Origin of the sequence: Rhodococcus marinonascens NBRC 14363, assembly GCF_001894885.1 — a bacterium.
GTDB lineage: Bacteria > Actinomycetota > Actinomycetes > Mycobacteriales > Mycobacteriaceae > Rhodococcus_F > Rhodococcus_F marinonascens.
In genome coordinates, this window is the sequence record NZ_BCXB01000023.1 from 42,960 (window position 1) to 62,167 (window position 19,208).

13 protein-coding genes are annotated in these 19,208 nt (G+C 62.5%); 1 reads left to right on the forward strand and 12 read right to left on the reverse strand.

The features are described 5' to 3' along the window. Nucleotides 1-198: 198 nt before the first annotated feature. Complete coding sequence (locus RM2_RS16375; protein WP_072690621.1) at nt 199-711, forward strand: SixA phosphatase family protein; 513 nt, start codon at nt 199-201, stop codon at nt 709-711. A gap of 5 nt (nt 712-716) precedes the next feature. On the opposite strand, the gene RM2_RS16380 is transcribed toward RM2_RS16375, so the two are convergent. The 12 genes from RM2_RS16380 to RM2_RS16435 form a co-directional block, all read right to left on the reverse strand. After that, entirely contained in the window at nt 717-917 is a 201-nt protein-coding gene (locus RM2_RS16380; protein ID WP_072690622.1) for a hypothetical protein, read from the reverse strand. A 243-nt stretch (nt 918-1,160) separates the two neighbouring features. Next, the gene (locus tag RM2_RS16385; protein ID WP_072690623.1) at nt 1,161-5,117 is read right to left on the reverse strand and encodes a DNA-directed RNA polymerase subunit beta'; all 3,957 of its coding nucleotides are present in this window, start codon (nt 5,115-5,117) and stop codon (nt 1,161-1,163) included. Between the two features lie 118 nt (nt 5,118-5,235). Next, on the reverse strand, nt 5,236-8,742 hold the full coding sequence (gene rpoB / locus RM2_RS16390; protein ID WP_072690663.1) for a DNA-directed RNA polymerase subunit beta: 3,507 nt from the start codon (nt 8,740-8,742) through the stop codon (nt 5,236-5,238). A gap of 756 nt (nt 8,743-9,498) precedes the next feature. After that, nucleotides 9,499-10,332, reverse strand: coding sequence for a hypothetical protein (locus tag RM2_RS16395; protein ID WP_072690624.1), 834 nt, complete (start codon nt 10,330-10,332; stop codon nt 9,499-9,501). Nucleotides 10,333-10,421: 89 nt separating this feature from the next. Beyond that, entirely contained in the window at nt 10,422-10,988 is a 567-nt protein-coding gene (locus tag RM2_RS16400; RefSeq protein WP_072690625.1) for a hypothetical protein, read from the reverse strand. Between the two features lie 134 nt (nt 10,989-11,122). Further along, nucleotides 11,123-12,370: an MCE family protein gene (locus RM2_RS16405; protein WP_072690626.1), complete on the reverse strand. Its 1,248-nt coding sequence runs from the start codon at nt 12,368-12,370 to the stop codon at nt 11,123-11,125. Next, on the reverse strand, nt 12,367-13,668 hold the full coding sequence (locus RM2_RS16410; protein WP_072690627.1) for an MCE family protein: 1,302 nt from the start codon (nt 13,666-13,668) through the stop codon (nt 12,367-12,369). The genes RM2_RS16405 and RM2_RS16410 overlap by 4 nt, the downstream gene beginning before the upstream one ends. Further along, on the reverse strand, nt 13,665-14,924 hold the full coding sequence (locus RM2_RS16415; protein WP_072690628.1) for an MCE family protein: 1,260 nt from the start codon (nt 14,922-14,924) through the stop codon (nt 13,665-13,667). The genes RM2_RS16410 and RM2_RS16415 overlap by 4 nt, the downstream gene beginning before the upstream one ends. Next, the gene (locus tag RM2_RS16420) at nt 14,924-15,919 is read right to left on the reverse strand and encodes an MCE family protein (RefSeq protein WP_072690629.1); all 996 of its coding nucleotides are present in this window, start codon (nt 15,917-15,919) and stop codon (nt 14,924-14,926) included. Before RM2_RS16420 ends, RM2_RS16415 begins: the two co-directional genes overlap by 1 nt. Continuing rightward, nucleotides 15,916-16,995: an MCE family protein gene (locus RM2_RS16425; RefSeq protein WP_072690630.1), complete on the reverse strand. Its 1,080-nt coding sequence runs from the start codon at nt 16,993-16,995 to the stop codon at nt 15,916-15,918. The genes RM2_RS16420 and RM2_RS16425 overlap by 4 nt, the downstream gene beginning before the upstream one ends. Next, on the reverse strand, nt 16,992-18,350 hold the full coding sequence (locus RM2_RS16430; RefSeq protein WP_072690631.1) for an MCE family protein: 1,359 nt from the start codon (nt 18,348-18,350) through the stop codon (nt 16,992-16,994). Before RM2_RS16430 ends, RM2_RS16425 begins: the two co-directional genes overlap by 4 nt. Further along, the gene (locus RM2_RS16435) at nt 18,347-19,207 is read right to left on the reverse strand and encodes an MlaE family ABC transporter permease (RefSeq protein ID WP_072690632.1); all 861 of its coding nucleotides are present in this window, start codon (nt 19,205-19,207) and stop codon (nt 18,347-18,349) included. Before RM2_RS16435 ends, RM2_RS16430 begins: the two co-directional genes overlap by 4 nt. Between the last annotated feature and the right edge of the window lies 1 nt (nt 19,208).

The following is a 19,208-nucleotide window of genomic DNA, read 5'->3' on the forward strand; positions in this document are numbered from 1 at the left end:
GTTCTGGCGCAGACAGCCACCACCTGAGCCCCCAACTCTTTCAGTAGAACAACCGGTTCGCACAGTAAACTCAATCTACTGACTGGTAGCAACGACTCGCCCAGAATCTTCTCGACCCCGTGTGCCACCGAAGAATCATCGGCAAATCTCGATCCGCGCAGACTCGCGCTCGCGAGGAACCTGATCTAGCGTCAACCCATGCCCGCGAACTCCCCGGCACCCGCCCGCACCCTGATCTTGATGCGCCACGGCAAGTCGGGGTATTCGGAGGGCGCCACGGATCACGAACGCCCATTGACCTCGCGCGGGCGCGAGGATGCTGGAGCGGCTGGCGAATGGTTACGGTCGACTCAGCCACCGATCGATGCTGTGCTCTGTTCGACCGCTCGCCGCACCCGCGAAACTCTCGAGGCCACGCGGGTCGACGCCCCCACCCGATTCGCGGACGAACTCTACGGCGCATACGCCGCAAAGGTTCTGGCGGAGATCGCGCGGATCGAGCCTTCGGTGCGCACTCTGCTGGTAGTCGGCCATGTTCCGGGTATGCCCTTGACAGCATTGGATCTGGCGGACGACCTCGAGACCGCGGCGGCCCGCGTGACGCGGGAGAAGTTCCCGACGTCGGCACTCGCCGTGCTCACGGTGGCGTGTGACTGGGACGAACTCACCTCGAATGGGGCGTCACTGACCACATTCCACGTCCCGAGGTAGCGGCGTCAGAACAACTTCCGCCCGGCGACCGCGACGACCCCGAGCACCACGGCCAACACAAGCGCAAGCCAGAATCCGAGCAGCCACCACACCACGCCGAACACGACGAGTGCCGGTGCCACCGTGATGAGTGCGATCGTGGGACTTTCCCGCACCGCCTCGAGCGCCGACTCAGCCTTGACGCGATCGATCTTCTTCTCCGGCATCCTCGTCTCCGTTCAACGAATCAGGGATATCAGGGATATCAGGGATATCAGGCAGGTGTAGTCGAGAGTAGTCGTTATGGAGCACCGGGGCCGAACATCGACCGCGCATCGCAACTGTGGCCACCCACAGACCGGTGGGTCAAACAAATGTTGGCCCCACCCCCGAAGAGAGTGGGGTGGGGCCAACACGTCTGTATTGCTTGGTTGAAGAGTCTCGAGACTTGTCAACCAAGCACAGAGCAACTACCGGTAATCGTTGCTGAACCCGTAGTCGTCCAGCGGCACTGCGGCACCGGTGCCCTGGCCGAAGCCGTCCGGGCTGTAGTACTGGTCGTCGTACGACGGAACCGCGTACGCGGCAGCGCGGGCCTCCTCGGTCGGCTGAACCTGAATGTTGCGGTAACGGTTGATGCCGGTACCTGCAGGGATCAACTTACCGATGATCACATTTTCCTTCAGACCGATCAGCTTGTCCGAGCGGCAGTTGATGGCCGCATCGGTCAGCACACGAGTGGTCTCTTGGAACGACGCCGCAGACAGCCACGAGTCGGTCGCCAGTGATGCCTTGGTAATACCCATCAGCACCGGACGTCCGGCTGCAGGCTCGCCGCCCTCGGCGACAACCCGACGGTTGGCCGCTTCGAAGTCCGCACGCTCGGTCAGCGAACCGGGCAGGAACTCCGTGGCGCCCGAGTCGATGATCGTCACGCGACGCAGCATCTGGCGCACGATGACCTCGATGTGCTTGTCATGGATCGACACACCCTGGCTCCGGTACACCTCCTGGACCTCGTTGACGAGGTGGATCTGCACCTGTCGGGGACCCATGACACGCAGCACCTCATGCGGATCGGCAGCACCTTCCATGAGCTGCTGACCGACCTCCACGTGGTCACCATCAGACAGCAGGCGCTCGCTGCCGTCTTCGTGCTTGAAGACACGCAGACGCAGACGCTTCGAGAGCTTGTCGTAGACAACCTCCTCGCCACCGTCGTCCGGGACGATGGTGATCTTGTAGAAGCGATCGCCGTCCTCGAGTTGCACGCGACCGGTGACGTCGGCGATCGGAGCCTTGCCCTTGGGGACGCGGGCCTCGAATAGTTCCTGGACACGCGGCAAACCACCGGTGATGTCGTCTCCGGCGACACCACCCTGGTGGAACGTACGCATGGTCAGCTGGGTACCGGGCTCACCGATGGACTGCGCGGCGACGATACCGACCGCCTCACCGATGTCGACGAGCTTGCCCGTGGCCATCGAACGGCCGTAGCAGGTGGCACAGACGCCGGTACCGGTGGTGCAGGTGAGCACCGAGCGGACCTTGACCTGCGTAATGCCTGCTTCGAGCAGCGCATCGATAGCCGGGTCACCCAGGTCATGTCCACGCTCGACGATGACGTTGCCGTTCCCGTCTACCGCCTCGGCGGCCAGCGTACGGGCGTACGTGCTCGTCTCCACGTGGGCATCGCGGATCATCGACCCGTCGGCCTGCTTTTCGGCGATCGTGGTGACGATGCCGCGCTCGGTTCCACAGTCGACCTCACGGACGATGACGTCCTGCGAGACGTCCACCAGGCGACGCGTCAGGTAACCCGAGTCGGCGGTGCGGAGCGCAGTATCGGCCAGACCCTTACGGGCGCCGTGCGTGTTGATGAAGTACTCGAGAACGGTCAGGCCTTCCTTGAAGGAAGACTTGATCGGACGCGGAATGAACTCACCCTTCGGGTTCGTCACCAAGCCCTTCATGCCGGCGAGCGAACGAACCTGAGTCATGTTGCCGGCGGCGCCGGACTTCACGATCATCGGGATCGGGTTGTCGTCGGGGAAGTGTGCCTCCATCGCCCTACCCACCTGATCGGTGGCTTCGGACCAGATCTTGACCAGTGCACTGTTGCGCTCGGTCTTGTTCAGTGCACCACGCTGGTACTTCTTCTCGATCTGATCGGCCTGCTGCTCGAAGGACTCCATGATCTCGGCCTTCTCCGGCGGCACAAGGACATCGGAGATCGAGATCGTGACACCCGAACGCGTGGCCCAGTAGAAGCCGGCGTCCTTCAGCTTGTCGACTGTCTGCGCGACCACGATCATGGGGTAGCGCTCGGCGAGATCGTTGATGATCGTGGCCTGACGCTTCTTCGGCATCTGCTCGTTGACGAACGGGTAGTCCACCGGGAGCAACTCGTTGAAGAGCACACGGCCCAGCGTCGTCTCCGCAGTCCAGCCGTCGCCATAGTTCCAGCCCTCGGGGAACAGCTCAGCCTCAAGGTCACGGGGCGGGCGCTGCTGCGTGAGCCGCACCTTGATCTTCGCCTGCACGACGAGAGAGCCGCGATCGACAGCCATCTGGGCCTCGGCCGGCGAGGAGTACACGCCATGCTCAGCTTCGTCGCTGGTGGACGCGACGAGTTCGCCGACCACATTTTCGTCCAACCGGGTCAGGTGGTACAGACCGGTGACCATGTCCAGACGGGGCATGGCAAGCGGTCGACCCGACGCGGGCGACAAGATGTTGTTCGATGACAGCATCAGGATGCGAGCCTCGGCCTGCGCCTCCGCGGACAGCGGAAGGTGCACGGCCATCTGGTCGCCGTCGAAGTCGGCGTTGAACGCCTCACACACCAGCGGGTGCAGCTGGATGGCCTTGCCCTCGACCAGCTGCGGCTCGAACGCCTGGATGCCCAGTCGGTGCAGCGTCGGTGCACGGTTCAGCAGCACAGGGTGCTCGGCGATGACCTCTTCGAGAACGTCCCACACCTGTGCGCGCTGACGTTCCACCATGCGCTTCGCGGACTTGATGTTCTGCGCGTGGTTCAGATCGACCAGACGCTTCATCACGAACGGCTTGAACAGTTCGAGCGCCATCAGCTTCGGCAGACCGCACTGGTGCAGCTTGAGCTGCGGACCGACGACGATGACGGAACGACCCGAGTAGTCAACGCGCTTGCCGAGCAGGTTCTGACGGAATCGACCCTGCTTGCCCTTGAGTAGATCGCTCAGGGACTTCAGCGGACGGTTACCGGGACCGGTGACCGGACGGCCACGACGGCCGTTGTCGAACAGCGCGTCCACCGACTCCTGCAGCATCCGCTTCTCGTTGTTGACGATGATCTCGGGAGCGCCGAGATCGATCAGTCGCTTGAGGCGGTTGTTGCGGTTGATCACGCGGCGGTACAGGTCGTTCAGGTCCGAGGTGGCGAATCGGCCACCGTCGAGCTGAACCATCGGCCGCAGCTCCGGCGGGATCACCGGCACCGCGTTGAGAACCATGCCCATCGGCGAGTTCTGGTTGGTCTGGAACGCGGCGACGACCTTGAGTCGCTTGAGGGCGCGGAGCTTCTTCTGCCCCTTGCCGCTGCGGATGGTCTCGCGCAGGTTCTCGGCCTCGGCGTTGATGTCGAAGCTCTCCATGAGCTTCTGGATCGACTCGGCGCCCATGGCGCCGGTGAAGTACTCGCCGTAGCGATCGACCAGCTCGCGGTAGAGGAGTTCGTCGACGATGAGCTGCTTGACGCTCAGCTTCGTGAACGTGTTCCAGATCTCCTCGAGACGATCCAGCTCCCGCTGGGCACGGTCACGGAGCTGACGCATCTCGCGCTCGCCACCGTCCTTCACCTTGCGGCGGACGTCGGACTTGGCGCCCTCGGCCTCCAGTTCGGCGATGTCGGCTTCGAGCTTCTGGGCGCGGGCCTCGAGGTCGGCGTCGCGCTGATCGGCGACAGTCTTCTTCTCCACCTGCATCTCGGCTTCGAGCGTGGACAGCTCGTTGTGACGAAGTTCCTCATCGACGCCGACGATGACGTACGCGGCGAAGTAGATGATCTTCTCGAGATCCTTCGGCGCCAAGTCGAGCAAGTAGCCGAGGCGGCTGGGCACACCCTTGAAGTACCAGATGTGGGTGACCGGGGCAGCCAGTTCGATGTGGCCCATCCGCTCACGCCGAACCTTCGCGCGAGTCACCTCGACACCGCAGCGTTCACAGATGATGCCCTTGAAGCGGACACGCTTGTACTTACCGCAGTAGCATTCCCAGTCCCTGGTGGGGCCGAAAATCTTCTCGCAGAAGAGGCCGTCCTTCTCGGGCTTGAGCGTGCGGTAGTTGATGGTCTCCGGCTTCTTGACCTCACCGTAGGACCAATTGCGGATGTCCTCAGCGCTGGCGAGGCCAATGCGAAGCTCATCGAAGAAGTTGACGTCGAGCACGTAACTTCCTTTCCCCAGAGGGATTGTGGATCAGCGGTGGCCGCCGATTCCTGACTGCCAATTCCAAATGTGAACTACGCCCCCGGGCCGTGATTTCCCACGACCCGGGGACCGTTACCTAGTTCGCGAGGTCGTCGACCGTCGCCGCTTCGTTCCTGGACAAGTTGATGCCCAGGTTCGCCGCGGCCCGCTCCAAGTCCTCGTCGTCACCGTCCGCCATCGCAATGGCCGCACCGTCCGAGGACAGCACCTCCACGTTGAGGCAGAGCGACTGGAGCTCCTTCAGGAGTACCTTGAAGGACTCGGGAATGCCCGGCTCGGGGATGTTCTCGCCCTTGACGATGGCCTCGTACACCTTGACTCGACCTACCACGTCGTCCGACTTGATGGTGAGCAACTCCTGCAGCGTGTAAGCCGCGCCGTAGGCCTGCATAGCCCAGCACTCCATCTCACCGAAGCGCTGGCCACCGAACTGGGCCTTACCGCCGAGCGGCTGCTGGGTGATCATCGAGTACGGACCGGTCGAGCGAGCGTGGATCTTGTCGTCGACCAAGTGGTGCAGCTTGATGATGTACATGTAGCCGACCGACACCGGGTACGGGAACGGCTCGCCGGAACGGCCGTCGAACAACGTCGCCTTTCCGTCGGGCGCGACCATGACCTCGCCGTCGCGGTTCGGCAGCGTCGAACCGAGGAGACCGGTGAGCTCGTCTTCCTTGGCACCGTCGAACACCGGGGTGGCGATGTTGGAGTCGGCGGGAGCCGTCAGCATCTCCTCCGGCAGGTTCTCTGCCCAATCGGGGCGGGAGCCGTCGCCTGCGATCGATACATTCCAGCCGGTCTTGCCGATCCAACCGAGATGAGTCTCCAGGATCTGACCGATGTTCATACGACGCGGAACACCGTGGGTGTTCAGAATGATGTCGACCGGGGTGCCGTCGGGCATGAACGGCATGTCCTCCTGCGGGAGGATCTTGCCGATGACGCCCTTGTTTCCGTGACGGCCGGCGAGCTTGTCGCCGTCCTGAATCTTGCGCTTCTGCGCCACGTAGACACGGACCAACTCGTTGACACCGGGGGGCAGATCGTCGTCGTCGTCGCGCGAGAACACACGAATGCCGATGACCTTGCCGGTCTCACCGTGGGGAACCTTCAGCGACGTATCGCGAACCTCGCGAGCCTTCTCACCGAAGATGGCGCGCAGCAGGCGCTCCTCCGGGGTCAGCTCGGTCTCGCCCTTCGGCGTGACCTTTCCGACCAGTACGTCGCCATCACGAACCTCGGCACCGATACGGATGATGCCGCGCTCGTCGAGATCGGCAAGGACCTCGTCGGAGACGTTCGGGATGTCGCGAGTGATCTCCTCGGCACCGAGCTTGGTGTCGCGGGCATCGATCTCGTGCTCCTCGATGTGAATCGAGGTCAGGACGTCCTCTTCCACGAGTCGCTGCGACAGGATGATCGCGTCCTCGTAGTTGTGGCCTTCCCACGGCATGATCGCGACGAGCAGGTTCTTGCCGAGCGCCATCTCACCGTTCTCGGTGCAGGGCCCGTCCGCCAGGACCTGTCCGAACTCGACACGCTGTCCCTCATCCACGATCGGACGCTGGTTGGCGCAGGTGCCCTGGTTGGAACGCGCGAACTTGCGCATCCGGTAGGTCTTGCGGCTTCCATCGTCGGCCATGACCGTGACGTAGTCGGCGGAGACCTCTTCGACGACACCGGTCTTCTCGTTGACGATGACGTCGCCTGCGTCGACAGCGGCACGCAACTCCATGCCGGTACCGACCAGAGGTGCCTCGCTGCGAACCAGCGGCACCGCCTGACGCTGCATGTTCGCGCCCATCAGCGCGCGGTTGGCGTCGTCGTGCTCGAGGAACGGGATCATCGCGGTCGCGACGGACACCATCTGACGCGGCGAGACGTCCATGTAGTCGATGTCGGAGGACGAGACGAACTCGACCTCGCCACCCTTACGACGAACAAGGATCTTTTCGTCGGTGAAGTGACCGGCGGAGTCGATGACGGAGTTGGCCTGCGCGACGACGTGGCGGTCCTCCTCGTCCGCGGTCAGGTAGTCGACCTGATCGGTAACCTGCCCGTTCTCGACTTTGCGGTACGGGGTCTCGATGAAGCCGAACGGGTTGACCCGTGCGTACACCGAGAGTGAACCGATCAGACCGATGTTCGGACCCTCAGGGGTTTCGATCGGGCACATGCGGCCGTAGTGCGAGGGGTGCACGTCTCGCACCTCGAGGCCGGCACGCTCACGGGACAGGCCACCCGGGCCGAGTGCGGACAGACGACGCTTGTGCGTCAGTCCGGACAGCGGATTGTTCTGGTCCATGAACTGCGACAACTGGGAAGTTCCGAAGAACTCCTTGATCGCTGCCACGACAGGCCGGATGTTGATCAGCGTCTGCGGCGTGATGGCCTCGACGTCCTGGGTGGTCATACGCTCACGAACAACACGCTCCATGCGGGACAGGCCCACGCGGATCTGGTTCTGGATGAGCTCACCCACCGTACGCAGACGACGGTTACCGAAGTGGTCGATATCGTCGACCTCGACGGGCACCGCGACGCCGCCGGGGGCGGTCATCTCGTTGTCACCGGCGTGCAGGCGCACCAGGTACTCGATGGTGGCGACGATGTCTTCCTCGGTGAGGGTCGACGCGACGATCGGCTGTCCGGTGTTGAGACCCAGTTTCTTGTTGATCTTGTAGCGACCCACGCGAGCCAGGTCGTAGCGCTTGTCCTTGAAGAACAGGTTCTCCAGGAGCGTCTGCGCGCTCTCCTTGGTCGGCGGCTCGCCGGGACGCAGCTTGCGGTAGATGTCGAGCAGAGCCTCGTCGGTGCCGGCGGTGTTGTCTTTCTCCAGCGTGGCCATGAGGATCTCCGAGAAACCGAAACGCTCGGTGATCTGCTCGGTGGTCCAGCCGAGAGCCTTCAACAGCACGGTAACCGGCTGACGGCGCTTGCGGTCGATGCGGACACCAACGGTATCGCGCTTGTCGACGTCGAACTCGAGCCACGCACCACGGCCCGGGATGACCTTCACGCTGTGCAGGTCCTTCTCGGTAGCCTTGTCGACGGAGTGGTCGAAGTAGACACCAGGGGAACGCACCAACTGGGAGACCACGACACGCTCGGTGCCGTTGATGATGAACGTGCCCTTTTCGGTCATCATCGGGAAGTCGCCCATGAAGACCGTCTGGCTCTTGATCTCACCGGTGTTGTTGTTGATGAATTCCGCGGTGACGAACAACGGCGCCGCGTAGGTCATGTCCTTGTCTTTACACTCCTCCGTCGTGGCCTTGACCTCGTCGAAGCGCGGGTCCGAGAAGGACAGAGACATGGAGCCCGAGAAATCCTCGATCGGCGAAAGTTCCTCGAGGATGTCCTCCAGGCCACCGGAAACTGCGTTGTCGCCACGTGCCGCGGCGCGTTCGCGCCAACTCTGCGCACCGATCAACCACTCGAAAGAATCGGTTTGTACATCAAGTAGCCCGGGAACTTCGAGGGGTTCGCGAATTTTCGCGAACGAAACCCTCTTCGGGGCTCCGGGGATTCCGGAAACTGCCTTGGTCTGGCTAGAGACTGCCAAGATGCGTCCTTCCAGCACCTCACGCGGGCCGCTCTTGCTGTTGCGACCGCCGCTGTATCTGCTTCGAATTTCGCTGCTTACAACCCGAACGAAACTCGCCACAGTTGCTGAAGAGTGAAGCCTTCAAAGCGTTACGGACGAGAGGTGGACAGGAGGCAGCCAGCGCAACGTCCAAAAGTACACCCAAACTCAGTAGATGTCGAGTCGGGCACCCGAAGCAGCACCCGCTGGGGCGCTCGGCCACGCGGCACTGCGCATGTTCACGCATCAGAGTGACGGGTGATCAACGTGGCGTCAAGAGATAGGGCGCATGTCGCGTGGTTTCACAGCGGTCGCAGGACGCTCCCGGGATCCCTCCATAGCCGCTGACGTCGGCGAATGATGTGCGCCCGCGATCGCGGACAATTTTGACGGAACCGACAATCTTCGGGGGAGGCGGGGCCGCGAGCGCCGGAACGCTCACGTCATCGACCGTCCGAGTCCGAGTCCGAGTCCGATCCGTCGCCACCGCCACCCGCCACCCGCAAGGTGCTCGTATCCGCTCTCGCCGACGGGCACAGGGGTCGACGGGCACAGGGGTCGACGGGCACAGGGGTCGACGGGCACAGGGGTCGACGGGCACAGGGGTCGACGGGCACAAGGGTCGACGGGCACAGGGGTCGGATGATCCTCCATTCGCTGACGAGCGACTCTGCACGCCGATCTCCCGGGTGCCGGACCCCCGCAAGGCGCGGAGTCGCGTAGCGCGTCAGCCGTCACATCGGCGGTGCCGACTCAGCCGTCACTGTCAGAGATATGGGACAGCACCCATTTGCCGTCGATCTTCTCCATCTTGATTGAGAGCGGGGTCGCGGCACTGCCGATCGCCACCGAGTCTCCGGTCGCGCTGACGTTCATGTGCGCGAGAAGTTCGGCTCGGTCGCCGTCGAGGACGGTGACACCGATATCGGTGACCGCTGCCTGGGTGGCCGTCTTCGTCTGGATTGCAGCATCTTTCGTTATGTCCGCGGTCGAATCGAACTCTTGCCGTCTGGCGTCGTCAAGGTATTCTCGAGCGTTGTCGAAGTCCTGGTCGATGGTCTCGTAGTTGTACGTGTACAGCGTCTCGATCGCGTCGGTGCCCGCCCTGGTCACTTCCGCGGTCGTGCCTTCGTCGACCCACGCGGTGTTGGTGATGTTTGCTCCCGGTTTGAACGCCGCCGCTGCAGCAAACACGCCCACCACGAACGCGGCCGTACCGAGGATCCCTACGAGCTTCCACGTGATCCTGTTGCCCCCGCTGTTCCCGCCGGGCGCCTCGACCCAGACGGCGGGCGGAGGCTGCTGAGTACCGATCCGCGGCTGCAGGTTCGCGATCTTGGTCTTGCCGGCTGCAGCCGGCTTTTCGGTCGACACCGGCTTCTCGGTCGACACCGTTGGTTCCGCCCCAGTGGACTTCTTCGCCAAGTCCGGCTTTGCGGGCTCGGCCTGCTTTGCGGGCTCGGCCTGCTTTGCGGGCTCGGCCGTCTTCGCCGGCGGCTTCGGGGTTGCCTTGCGGGTCCCCGCTACGCGCGGACGCCTGCCCTTTGCAGCGCTGCCCGGCACGTTGTTACGAGGCTTGGGAGGCATACTTTACCGCTTTCTCACTACACGACGACTCGTCGTCATACTCAAAACACGACGACCTGTCGTCGAGGGGATACCGCAGCACATCAGGTCTACTGACCACCGGCACTACCATCGGGCGCCGGCTCCTGACCGGTGGGCGCAGGGTCCGCGCCTACCGCCGGGATCCGACCATTTTCGAGCGGAATCCGTCCGCCAACCGGTTCGACCGACGACGCCTTCCAAACCCCGTCCACGTCCTCGACGCCCAGTCGCATCGTCACCTTGACCTTGTCGAACCGGTCCGGCCACGTCGTCGTCACCGCCACGACGACCAGAGCTTTCGCCGTGCCGTCATCCGTGTTCAATTCTGTCAGGGTGCCCTGAATCAATTCGGCCTTGCTCGACGCCCCCGTCTGCTGCATCTGGTCGGTGAGCCCGTCAATCGTCGACTGAAGATCTTGGTTCATCTGGTCGCCCGTGATCGACGACTTCATGTTCTCGAAGGACCCCTCGATGTTCGCGGAGTCCACCGTATTGAGGTTGATCCCCGCCTGTTGGGCGCCGGTCAACGCCGAATCGCGTGCGACGGCGATCGGCTTGTCCGCGAAGAGAGCACGTGCCCACCCCGAGCCGAACCATCCGGCTGCGACGACCGCGATCACCACCAGTGCGGTCACCGCGCCGAACGAGGCATTCAGAATTCTGTTCTTCCCCGGCGCGGGTTGTCCCGGCTCCGGGTCCGTGGTAATTCGCGTCACAGCAATACCCTACTTATTGTCTTCTTCTGCTCACTCGCGGCGGAGGCCGAGTGCTACTTGGGGGTAACCCCGAGGAGCGGTGCGAGTTGCGTTGCGATGGGATTCAAGTTGAGCGTGTCCGGCATGACCTTCGGATCGAAGTCCCATGGCTGAATCGTATCCGGATCTGCGAACACGATTCTGTCTGCACTACGCACGCCGGTCACACTTCCCTGGGGCACATCGCAATTTGCCTCGGTGTTGAAGGGAAAGTCCTGCTGGGTATCGTCGAAGTTCGGGTCCTGCCGCTTCATCTCGGCCAGGATCTCGTAAGTCCCTTCGTAGCCGATTGTGCACGCCGGTGGATTGTTGGTTTCCAGAACAAGGCCCTGGTGCACAGTTCCATCCCCCGGTGCCACGGTCCCGGCGGCCCCGGCGATAGCCGGCAGGAAGATCAGGAGTGGACGGAGAGCGACTGCCCGTGGAGCCAGCTCTTCGCTCAGTGCGGCAAGGTTCGTCAAGTCGGTGGTGAGGTTCGGACCAGTCTCGTTCACCAGCTTTCCGATCTCCTCGCTCGCCGGAATTCCCTGGTCGATGATCGAGCGGATGTCGGGGTCACTGCTCCGTAGCTGCGCGGCAACGGCGTCCAGGTCGGAGCTGAACTGAACGATCGCCGACGACTGATCGGTCTGCGTCGCCAGCACGGTCTCACTGTCTCTGATGAGGGACAACGTCTGCGGGAGTACGTCGAGTCCGTCCTTCGACAGCGTCGAGAGGGAATCCGCCAATGTCTGCAGGTCCTCACCTCTGCCGTTGAATGCCGCTCCCAGTTCGGTGACGACTGTGCGCAGAGGGTCGATCGGCACCGACTTGACCAGAGTGTCGGTGGCCATCAGCACCTGCTCCACGGGAACGGGTGTGCTGGTGTTACTCTCGACGATCTCCGAGCCACCCCCGAGGAACGGGCCCTCATCGCTGTCGGGCTGGAGGTCCACGTACTGCTCGCCGATCGCGGACCGGTTGGCGACGACCGCCTTGGCCGATGCAGGAATCTCCGACCAGCTGTTGGAGATCTTCAACTGGACGTTGACACCAGTCGAGGTGAGCGACAGATCGCCCACCCGACCTATCGGAACACCGCGATACGTGACCTCGGCATTGGTGAAGATTCCGCCGGAGTCCTTGAACTGCGCGTTCACGTTGTACTCACCGAACCCCAGCAAGTTGTCGAGTCGGACATATTTGCCCCCGACGTAGACCACCCCGAGTATCGCCACGATGGCGAACGCGATGAGCTGGATCCTGATCACTTGCGACCTCACTGTCCACCTCCGATTCCGAACTGTTCGAGCAGTCCCTCGAGCGGATTCTGCGGAGACCGCGACTCGCTGGGTATCGTGCTCTCCTCGTCATTGCCCTCGCCGTCCGCGGGTGCCGCTTCGGGAAGACCCGGGGCCGCCACATCCGTCGGGGCGGGAATCGTCGGCAGAATCGGAAGTAGCGACACGGTTGGCCAACCTGACTTTGGACCATTGCCGTTGTAGTACGGGTTCGACGGATCGACGATCGGCTTCGGTTCGCCGTACTTTGGCGGCAAATACACCGGATCGCCCTGGCCGACTCCGAGGGCGCTCAGTGCGTTGCCGATCTGAAGATCGACCGACAGGAACAGGTTGACCGATCCGCCAAGCGCAATCTTCTCGATACCGTCCGGAAATGGGAGCGTCGGAATGAATGCGAGTGATTTCGGCAGGTCGTCGCCCGATTCAGCGAGAGCCTTCAACGTCGGACGGAGAGCGAGGAGATCGGCGATCAGATCGTCCTTCGACTGATTGATCACGTCGGTCCCGACCGTGCCAAGCCGGTCCAACTGCACGAGCAGCTCGGTGAGCTGCGGACGCTGTTCGTTGAGAACTTCGGCGGCAATCGGAAGCTCGTCGAGAATGAGCCCGATCCTCTCGTTCTGTTCGTCGACCCGTGTGGTCAGCGTCTCGAGTCCGTCGAGGGCGCGCGTGATGTCGTCGCGCTGCTGGTTCAGACCGTCGATGAGGGTGTTCGCCTGTTCGAGCAATCCCCGCACACGATCCTCACGCCCGTCGAGGGCGGTGCTGAGTTCGTGCACGATCGGCTGCAACTGGCCCACACCGCCACCGTTGAGAAGCAGCGACAGCGCGCCGAAAACCTGCTCGATTTCGGTGGCGTGCCGTGTTCGGTCCAGACCGATCCTGTCGCCGTCTTCCAGTCGCGCGGGATCCTTGTCACCCGGTGTTTCGGACAGCTGCACGAACTTCTCACCGAGCAGACTGGTCTGATCTATGGCAGCGACAGCGTTGGCCGCAAGATCGACCGACGAGTCGAGGATGACCTGGACGTCCGCCGTCCACCCGTCCGACGCTACCTTGATCGATTCGACCCGGCCCACGGGAACACCGTCGACCTTTACCGCGGACTGCGGCACGAGGTCGAGAACGTCATCGAACTGAATCGTCAGATGCATCGGATCATTGCCGATATCAGGACCGCCCGGCAGAGGAACTCCGTAGATTCCCTCGGACGAGCAGGAACTCACTGCGACCGCCAAGGCACAAACACCGGCTCCAAAGATTATCGGCCGCTTCATTGGCCCTCACCGCCCAGTACACCTTCGAGTCGCGGCGACACCACACCCGGCACTGTGCCAGGCGTCACCATCCGCTGGATGTTTTCCCCACTCATGATCCCGAACGGAAGCACAAGCGACGGAGACGATGTCGCTTGTGTGATATCCGAGGCGATGTTCATGCAGTTGTCGATCAACGGCCGCATCTGCCGTCCGAGTTGCTCGAACTGCGGATCTCCGGGCTTGAGCTTGCCAAGATCGATCAGCTTGCAGACAAGGGCGGCAGGTTCCTCCAGATCTTGCAAGACCACACGCGAGGCCAGGGTGCCCGACTCCGCATCGTACGAGTTGGCCAGATTGCTGATCGCCAGCGGAAGCAGGGTCAGCGAGTTGACCAGAGACTCCCGGTTGTCCGCGAGCGTCTGCGTCACCGGAACCAAGTCGTCCACATTCTTCGCCAGTATCTCCCTGTTGTCCGCCACGAACTTCGAGACGTCACCGAGCGCAATCGCCAGCTGGTTGAGGGCAGCACCGAGGTCCTCCCGCTCCCCCGCCAAGAAACCCGACAGATCCGAGAGCTGCGAATTGAATTCTCGGACTTGCTGGTCGTTGGCCGCCAGCGCGCCCACGAACACCTGGAGGTTCTTGACGGTGTCGAATATCTGGCCGCGACTCTCGTTCAGCGTACGGGCTGCGTCTGAAAGGTTGCCGATGCTCTCACCCAACGCCTCTCCGTTGCCGTCGAGGTTTGCTGCGCCGGTCTCGATGAACTGCGACAGCGCTCCGTCCTTGTTCGCCCCGTTCGGGCCCAGAGCGTTCGAGAGTTGATCGATGCTCTCGTACAGCTGGTCCACCTCGACAGGTGTGGCCGTGTCCTGACGCTCGATAATCGCGCCGCTCGCCATTTTGGCCCCTCCCGTGTAGACGGGCGTGAGCTGAATGTAGCGGTCGGACACCACGGACGGGGTAATCTGGGCAGCCTTCGCGTCCACGGGAATGTCCACTCCGCGATCGACCCGCATCTCGACCTTCACCTGCGCGCCCTGCGGCTCGACGCTGTCGACAGACCCGACCTTTACTCCCAAGATGCGCACATCGGAGCCCTCGTAGATACCTACTGACTTGTCAAAGTACGCGGTGATCTTCGTGGTACCTGCCCGGGCGAACAGCCACCATACTGCGCCCGTAATCACCAGCGCTGCAACGACGATACCGGCGATGAGCGTGATAGCGCGGCGGCGTCCACTGCGAGCGGCTCCGTTCTCGACGTCTATCATCAGTTGCCTCCCAACTGTCGGCCTGGTTCGCGCGTATTGGAAGAATCGGGTATCGACGGCGGCAGGACATTCACAACGGCCTGATCGAACCAACGGCCGTTACCCACCACGTTGGTGTAGAGGCGAATGAAGGGCTCGTACAGTTTGGTCGCCTGATCCAGGTTCTCGTTGTTCGCCTTCAGGATCTCGACGACGCCATTGAGCTGTTCGAGCGCGGGGCCGATGGCAGCCTCGTTCTCGCGAACAAGTCCGGTCAATTGCTGTGACAGCCTTTGCGTTCCAGTCAGCAACTGCGAAATCGACTGTTGACGGCTGTTCAACTCGCCCAGCAGCAGTCCGGCATCACTGATCAATCGGTTGAACTCGGCATCGCGGTCCGCGAGGATCGTCGTAGTCGTGCTGGTCGCATCGAACAACTTTCGCAGTTCCTGGTCGCGGCTCGCGATGGTGTGCGACAGCCTGCTCACGCCATCCAGCGATGCGCGGATCTCCGCGGGGGTCCCCTCGAATGCCTGAGACAGCGTCGCCAAGCTCTCCGCGAGCTGATCGGAGTCGATGTCGCCGATCGTCTCAGCGGTCGACGAGAACGCTTCGATCACGTCGTACGGAGAAGTGGTGCGATCCAGGGGGATCACATCACGGGGATTCAACGTCTTCGAACCACGCGGCTCGAGGGCCAGATACTTCTGGCCGAGTATGGTCTTGATCTGAATCGAGGCCGACGTCTCGTTACCGACCCACGCATCCGACACCTTGAAGGCCACATCGACGCGGTCACCGTCGAGGTCGACCGAAGTGACCTTTCCGACCTTGACACCTGCAATCCGGACCTCGTTGTTCGGCTTGAGACCCGCTGCCTCAGCGAATTGGGCATGGTAGGTCGATCCGGCCCCGATGATCGGCAGCGAATCGAGGAAGAAGGCCGAGACGGTAACCAACAGCACTACGAAAATGCCGAGGGCTCCAGCCACTGCCGGGCTGCGACGTCTGCTCATCGTGATTGCAACTCCTGTAGCCCATCTTGGGTACACCGCTTCGCCGAGTTCGTGTAGACGGCCTCGTTGACAGTAGGTAGGCCAGTGGGCAAGTTCAGTTGGGGCGCGGTACCTGGTCCTGCGACGATGTCGACCCCACAGAGGTAGAACTGGAACCAGGATCCGTAACTGGCTGCCCTGCCCAGCTTTTCAAGCTTCACTGGAAGCGTCTCGAGGACACTGTTGACCGTTTCGGAGTTACGATTCAGCGTGGTGGCCAACGTGTTGAGCGACGCGATGGATTCGGTGATCGCGGGCCTGGTGGGTTCGAGTAGATCGGCCGTCGCGTCGGTAAGTCCCGCGAGAGAGGTCACCGCCGAGCCGACCGTTCCCCGCTCGGCTGCCAACCCAGTGACGAGTTGCTGAGTGTTGACGATCAGCGAATCGAGTTCATCATCACGTTGATTCACCGTGGCGAGCACGTCGTTGAGGTTGTTGACCACCGTCCCGATCACCTGATCCTTGTCGGCAATCGTGTTGGTGAGGCTTGCCGTGTTCTTGACGAGATCCTCTATCGTTCCCGACTCACCTTGAAACACCTGGATGATCTGGTACGACAACTTGTTCACGTCGTCGGCGCTGAGGGTTTGGAACAAGGGCCGGAATCCGTCGAACAGCGTGGTGAGGTTGACGGCCGGATTCGTCCGCTCGATCGGAATGGTTTCGCCGCCAGTCAATTTCATACCCTGCGGCCCCTCCCCTTGTTCGAGCGCGATGTAGCGCTGCCCAACGAGGTTCCGGAACCGGATGGTTGCGGTGGTGCCGGCCGGAAGCCAATCGCGTTCCGCCACCGTGAACTGGACCTTCGCTTCGTGCTCGTTGTAGATCGCGATGTTCTCCACTTGGCCGACACGCACACCGGCGATTCGGACTTCGTCGCCCTCGTTAAGCGAGGTGACATCCGAGAAGATCGCGTTGAACTTGGCGCCGCCCCCGCCACCGAGGTTGGCAATGGTGGCCGCGAGCAGACCGGTCGCCAGAATGGTGACCACAGCGAACACGATCAGCTTCACCAATGGTGCTGCCAGGCTCTTCACTTGAAGCTCACCTCGGTCCCCCTCATGGCCGGCGCGCCGACGAGTGTCGTCCAACTCGGTACGTCCTCGGGGGTGATGCCGCCGGCCTCGCCGTAAACAACATCCAATGTGTCCTGTTCCATCTTCGAACCCGCGTAACTCGCGGGCATGACCTCGGCCCCGTATCCCGGGACCTTGTCCGGAACGCCGGCGGGCGGCGGCAAGAACTCTACGGTCGAGGGGCCCGGATTGCGAGAAGGAACCTGGTAGGCGCCGTCGTTGTACGAAGACCCACCCGGATACTGCGGGAAAAATCCTCCGGATGCAGTCACGTTGTCGTAGCAAGCGGGCGCACGGTCATCGAGCAGGCGCGGCTCATCCTGGTTGGGCAAGTATCGACCCTTCGGGTTCACGAACTGCACGGTGGCACGTGCGCCCGGATACGGATCGTCCAAAGCCAGCAATTCAAGAGCGGCGGGTGCGGTCTTCGCGAATCCCGCGAAAGCACAACCGAAGGTCGGTGAGTAGCGACCGAGAAGTTGCAGCGTCTCGCGTGAATCTGCGGCGATACCGACGATCGAATCGGCGTTGGTCTGTAGGAGATCTGCCGTACTCGCCGAGGTCCCGGTCAGAGAAGCGAGCAGTGTGGCGATCTCACCCTGCTTCTCCACCACAGTATTTCCGGGAGTCCGCAGGTTATCGAGTGCGTCGATCAAATCGGGCGCCGCCTCGGAATACGTCTGAGAGAAGTCGGCCAGACCGCGCAGATCCTCCTGGATGGCCGGAAGCTCGGTGTTCAGTCCGCCGAAGATCTCTTCGAGACGGTCGATCGTCAAACCGACTTCGGTACCGCGCCCACTCAGGCCCTGGGCTAGTGCGCCCAGCGTGTTAGCCACGTCTTGTGGCGGAATCGCCTGAAGCAGCGGCAGCAGACCGTCGAGAACCTCACTGACCTCGATAGCGTTCCCGCTCTGGTCCTGATACAGCGTGTCGCCGGGCTGGATCGGGGGAGCGCTGTCATCCTCGGGAAGGATGAGCGACACATAGCGCTCACCGAACAGTGTCTTGGGCAGCAGACGAGCCGTCGAATCGACCGGGATCAACCCCGCTTTGTCCGGCTGGATAGCCAGAGCCAACGTGACCGCGCCTTCCCTGGTGGACGTCGATCGGACCTCGCCGACGATGAGACCGCGGACCTTCACGTCCGCGTTGGCCGGCAGAGCGTTTCCGACGGTGCCTGTGAGGAGGCTGACCTCGACGACCTTGGTGAACGACTTGTTGTATATGCCGATGGTGACGGCCAGGAACAGTGCGAGGACCAGGAAGAACACCAGTCCAAGCACCCGTCGGCCCACGACCGGCGCCGTGTTGCTCATCCGGCCACCCTCACAGTAGTAGTCGTGCCCCACAGGGCGAGGCTCACGAAGAAGTCGAGAACGGCGATGGCGATGATAGCCGTGCGAACGGCCCTACCCACGGCCACACCCACTCCGGCGGGACCGCCGGAAGCGTGATAGCCGTAGTAGCAGTGGACCAGAATCAGCACGAAGGCGAAGATCAGCACTTTCGCAAACGAGTAGAGGACGTCTTGCGGTGGTAGGAACAGGTTGAAGTAGTGGTCGTACGAACCTGTCGACTGTCCGTTGAAGACGGTGCTGATGGTGCGGGAGGCCAGATAGGCGGCGAGCAGACCCACGATGTAGAGCGGGATGACGGCAACGAACCCCGCGATCATGCGAGTGGTGACGAGGAAGGGCACGCTGGGCACCGCCATGACCTCCAGTGCGTCGATCTCTTCCGAGATCCGCATGGCACCTAGTTGAGCGGTGAAACCACAGCCGACAGTTGCCGACAGCGCGAGCGACGCAACGACCGGGGCGATCTCGCGAGTGTTGACGTAGGCAGACAGGAAGCCGGTGAGGACCGAACTGCCCAACTGTTCGAGCGCAGCGAAGCCCTGTAGGCCGACGACTACGCCGGTGAAACCGGACATCATCGCGATGACGCCGATCGTGCCACCGATGACAGCAAGAGCGCCGGTGCCGAAGGTGACTTCAGCGAGCAGTCGGAGCACTTCCTTGCGGTAGTGCACAAGAGTGTGGGGAATCCAGGCGATGACCCTGGCGTAGAACGACATCTGCTCGCCGGCCTTATCGAGCACGTTGAGCGGTGCACGACCGACTCGGCGTACCGCCATCAGGGTTCGGTCACCGCGTCCCTTTGTGATTGTCATC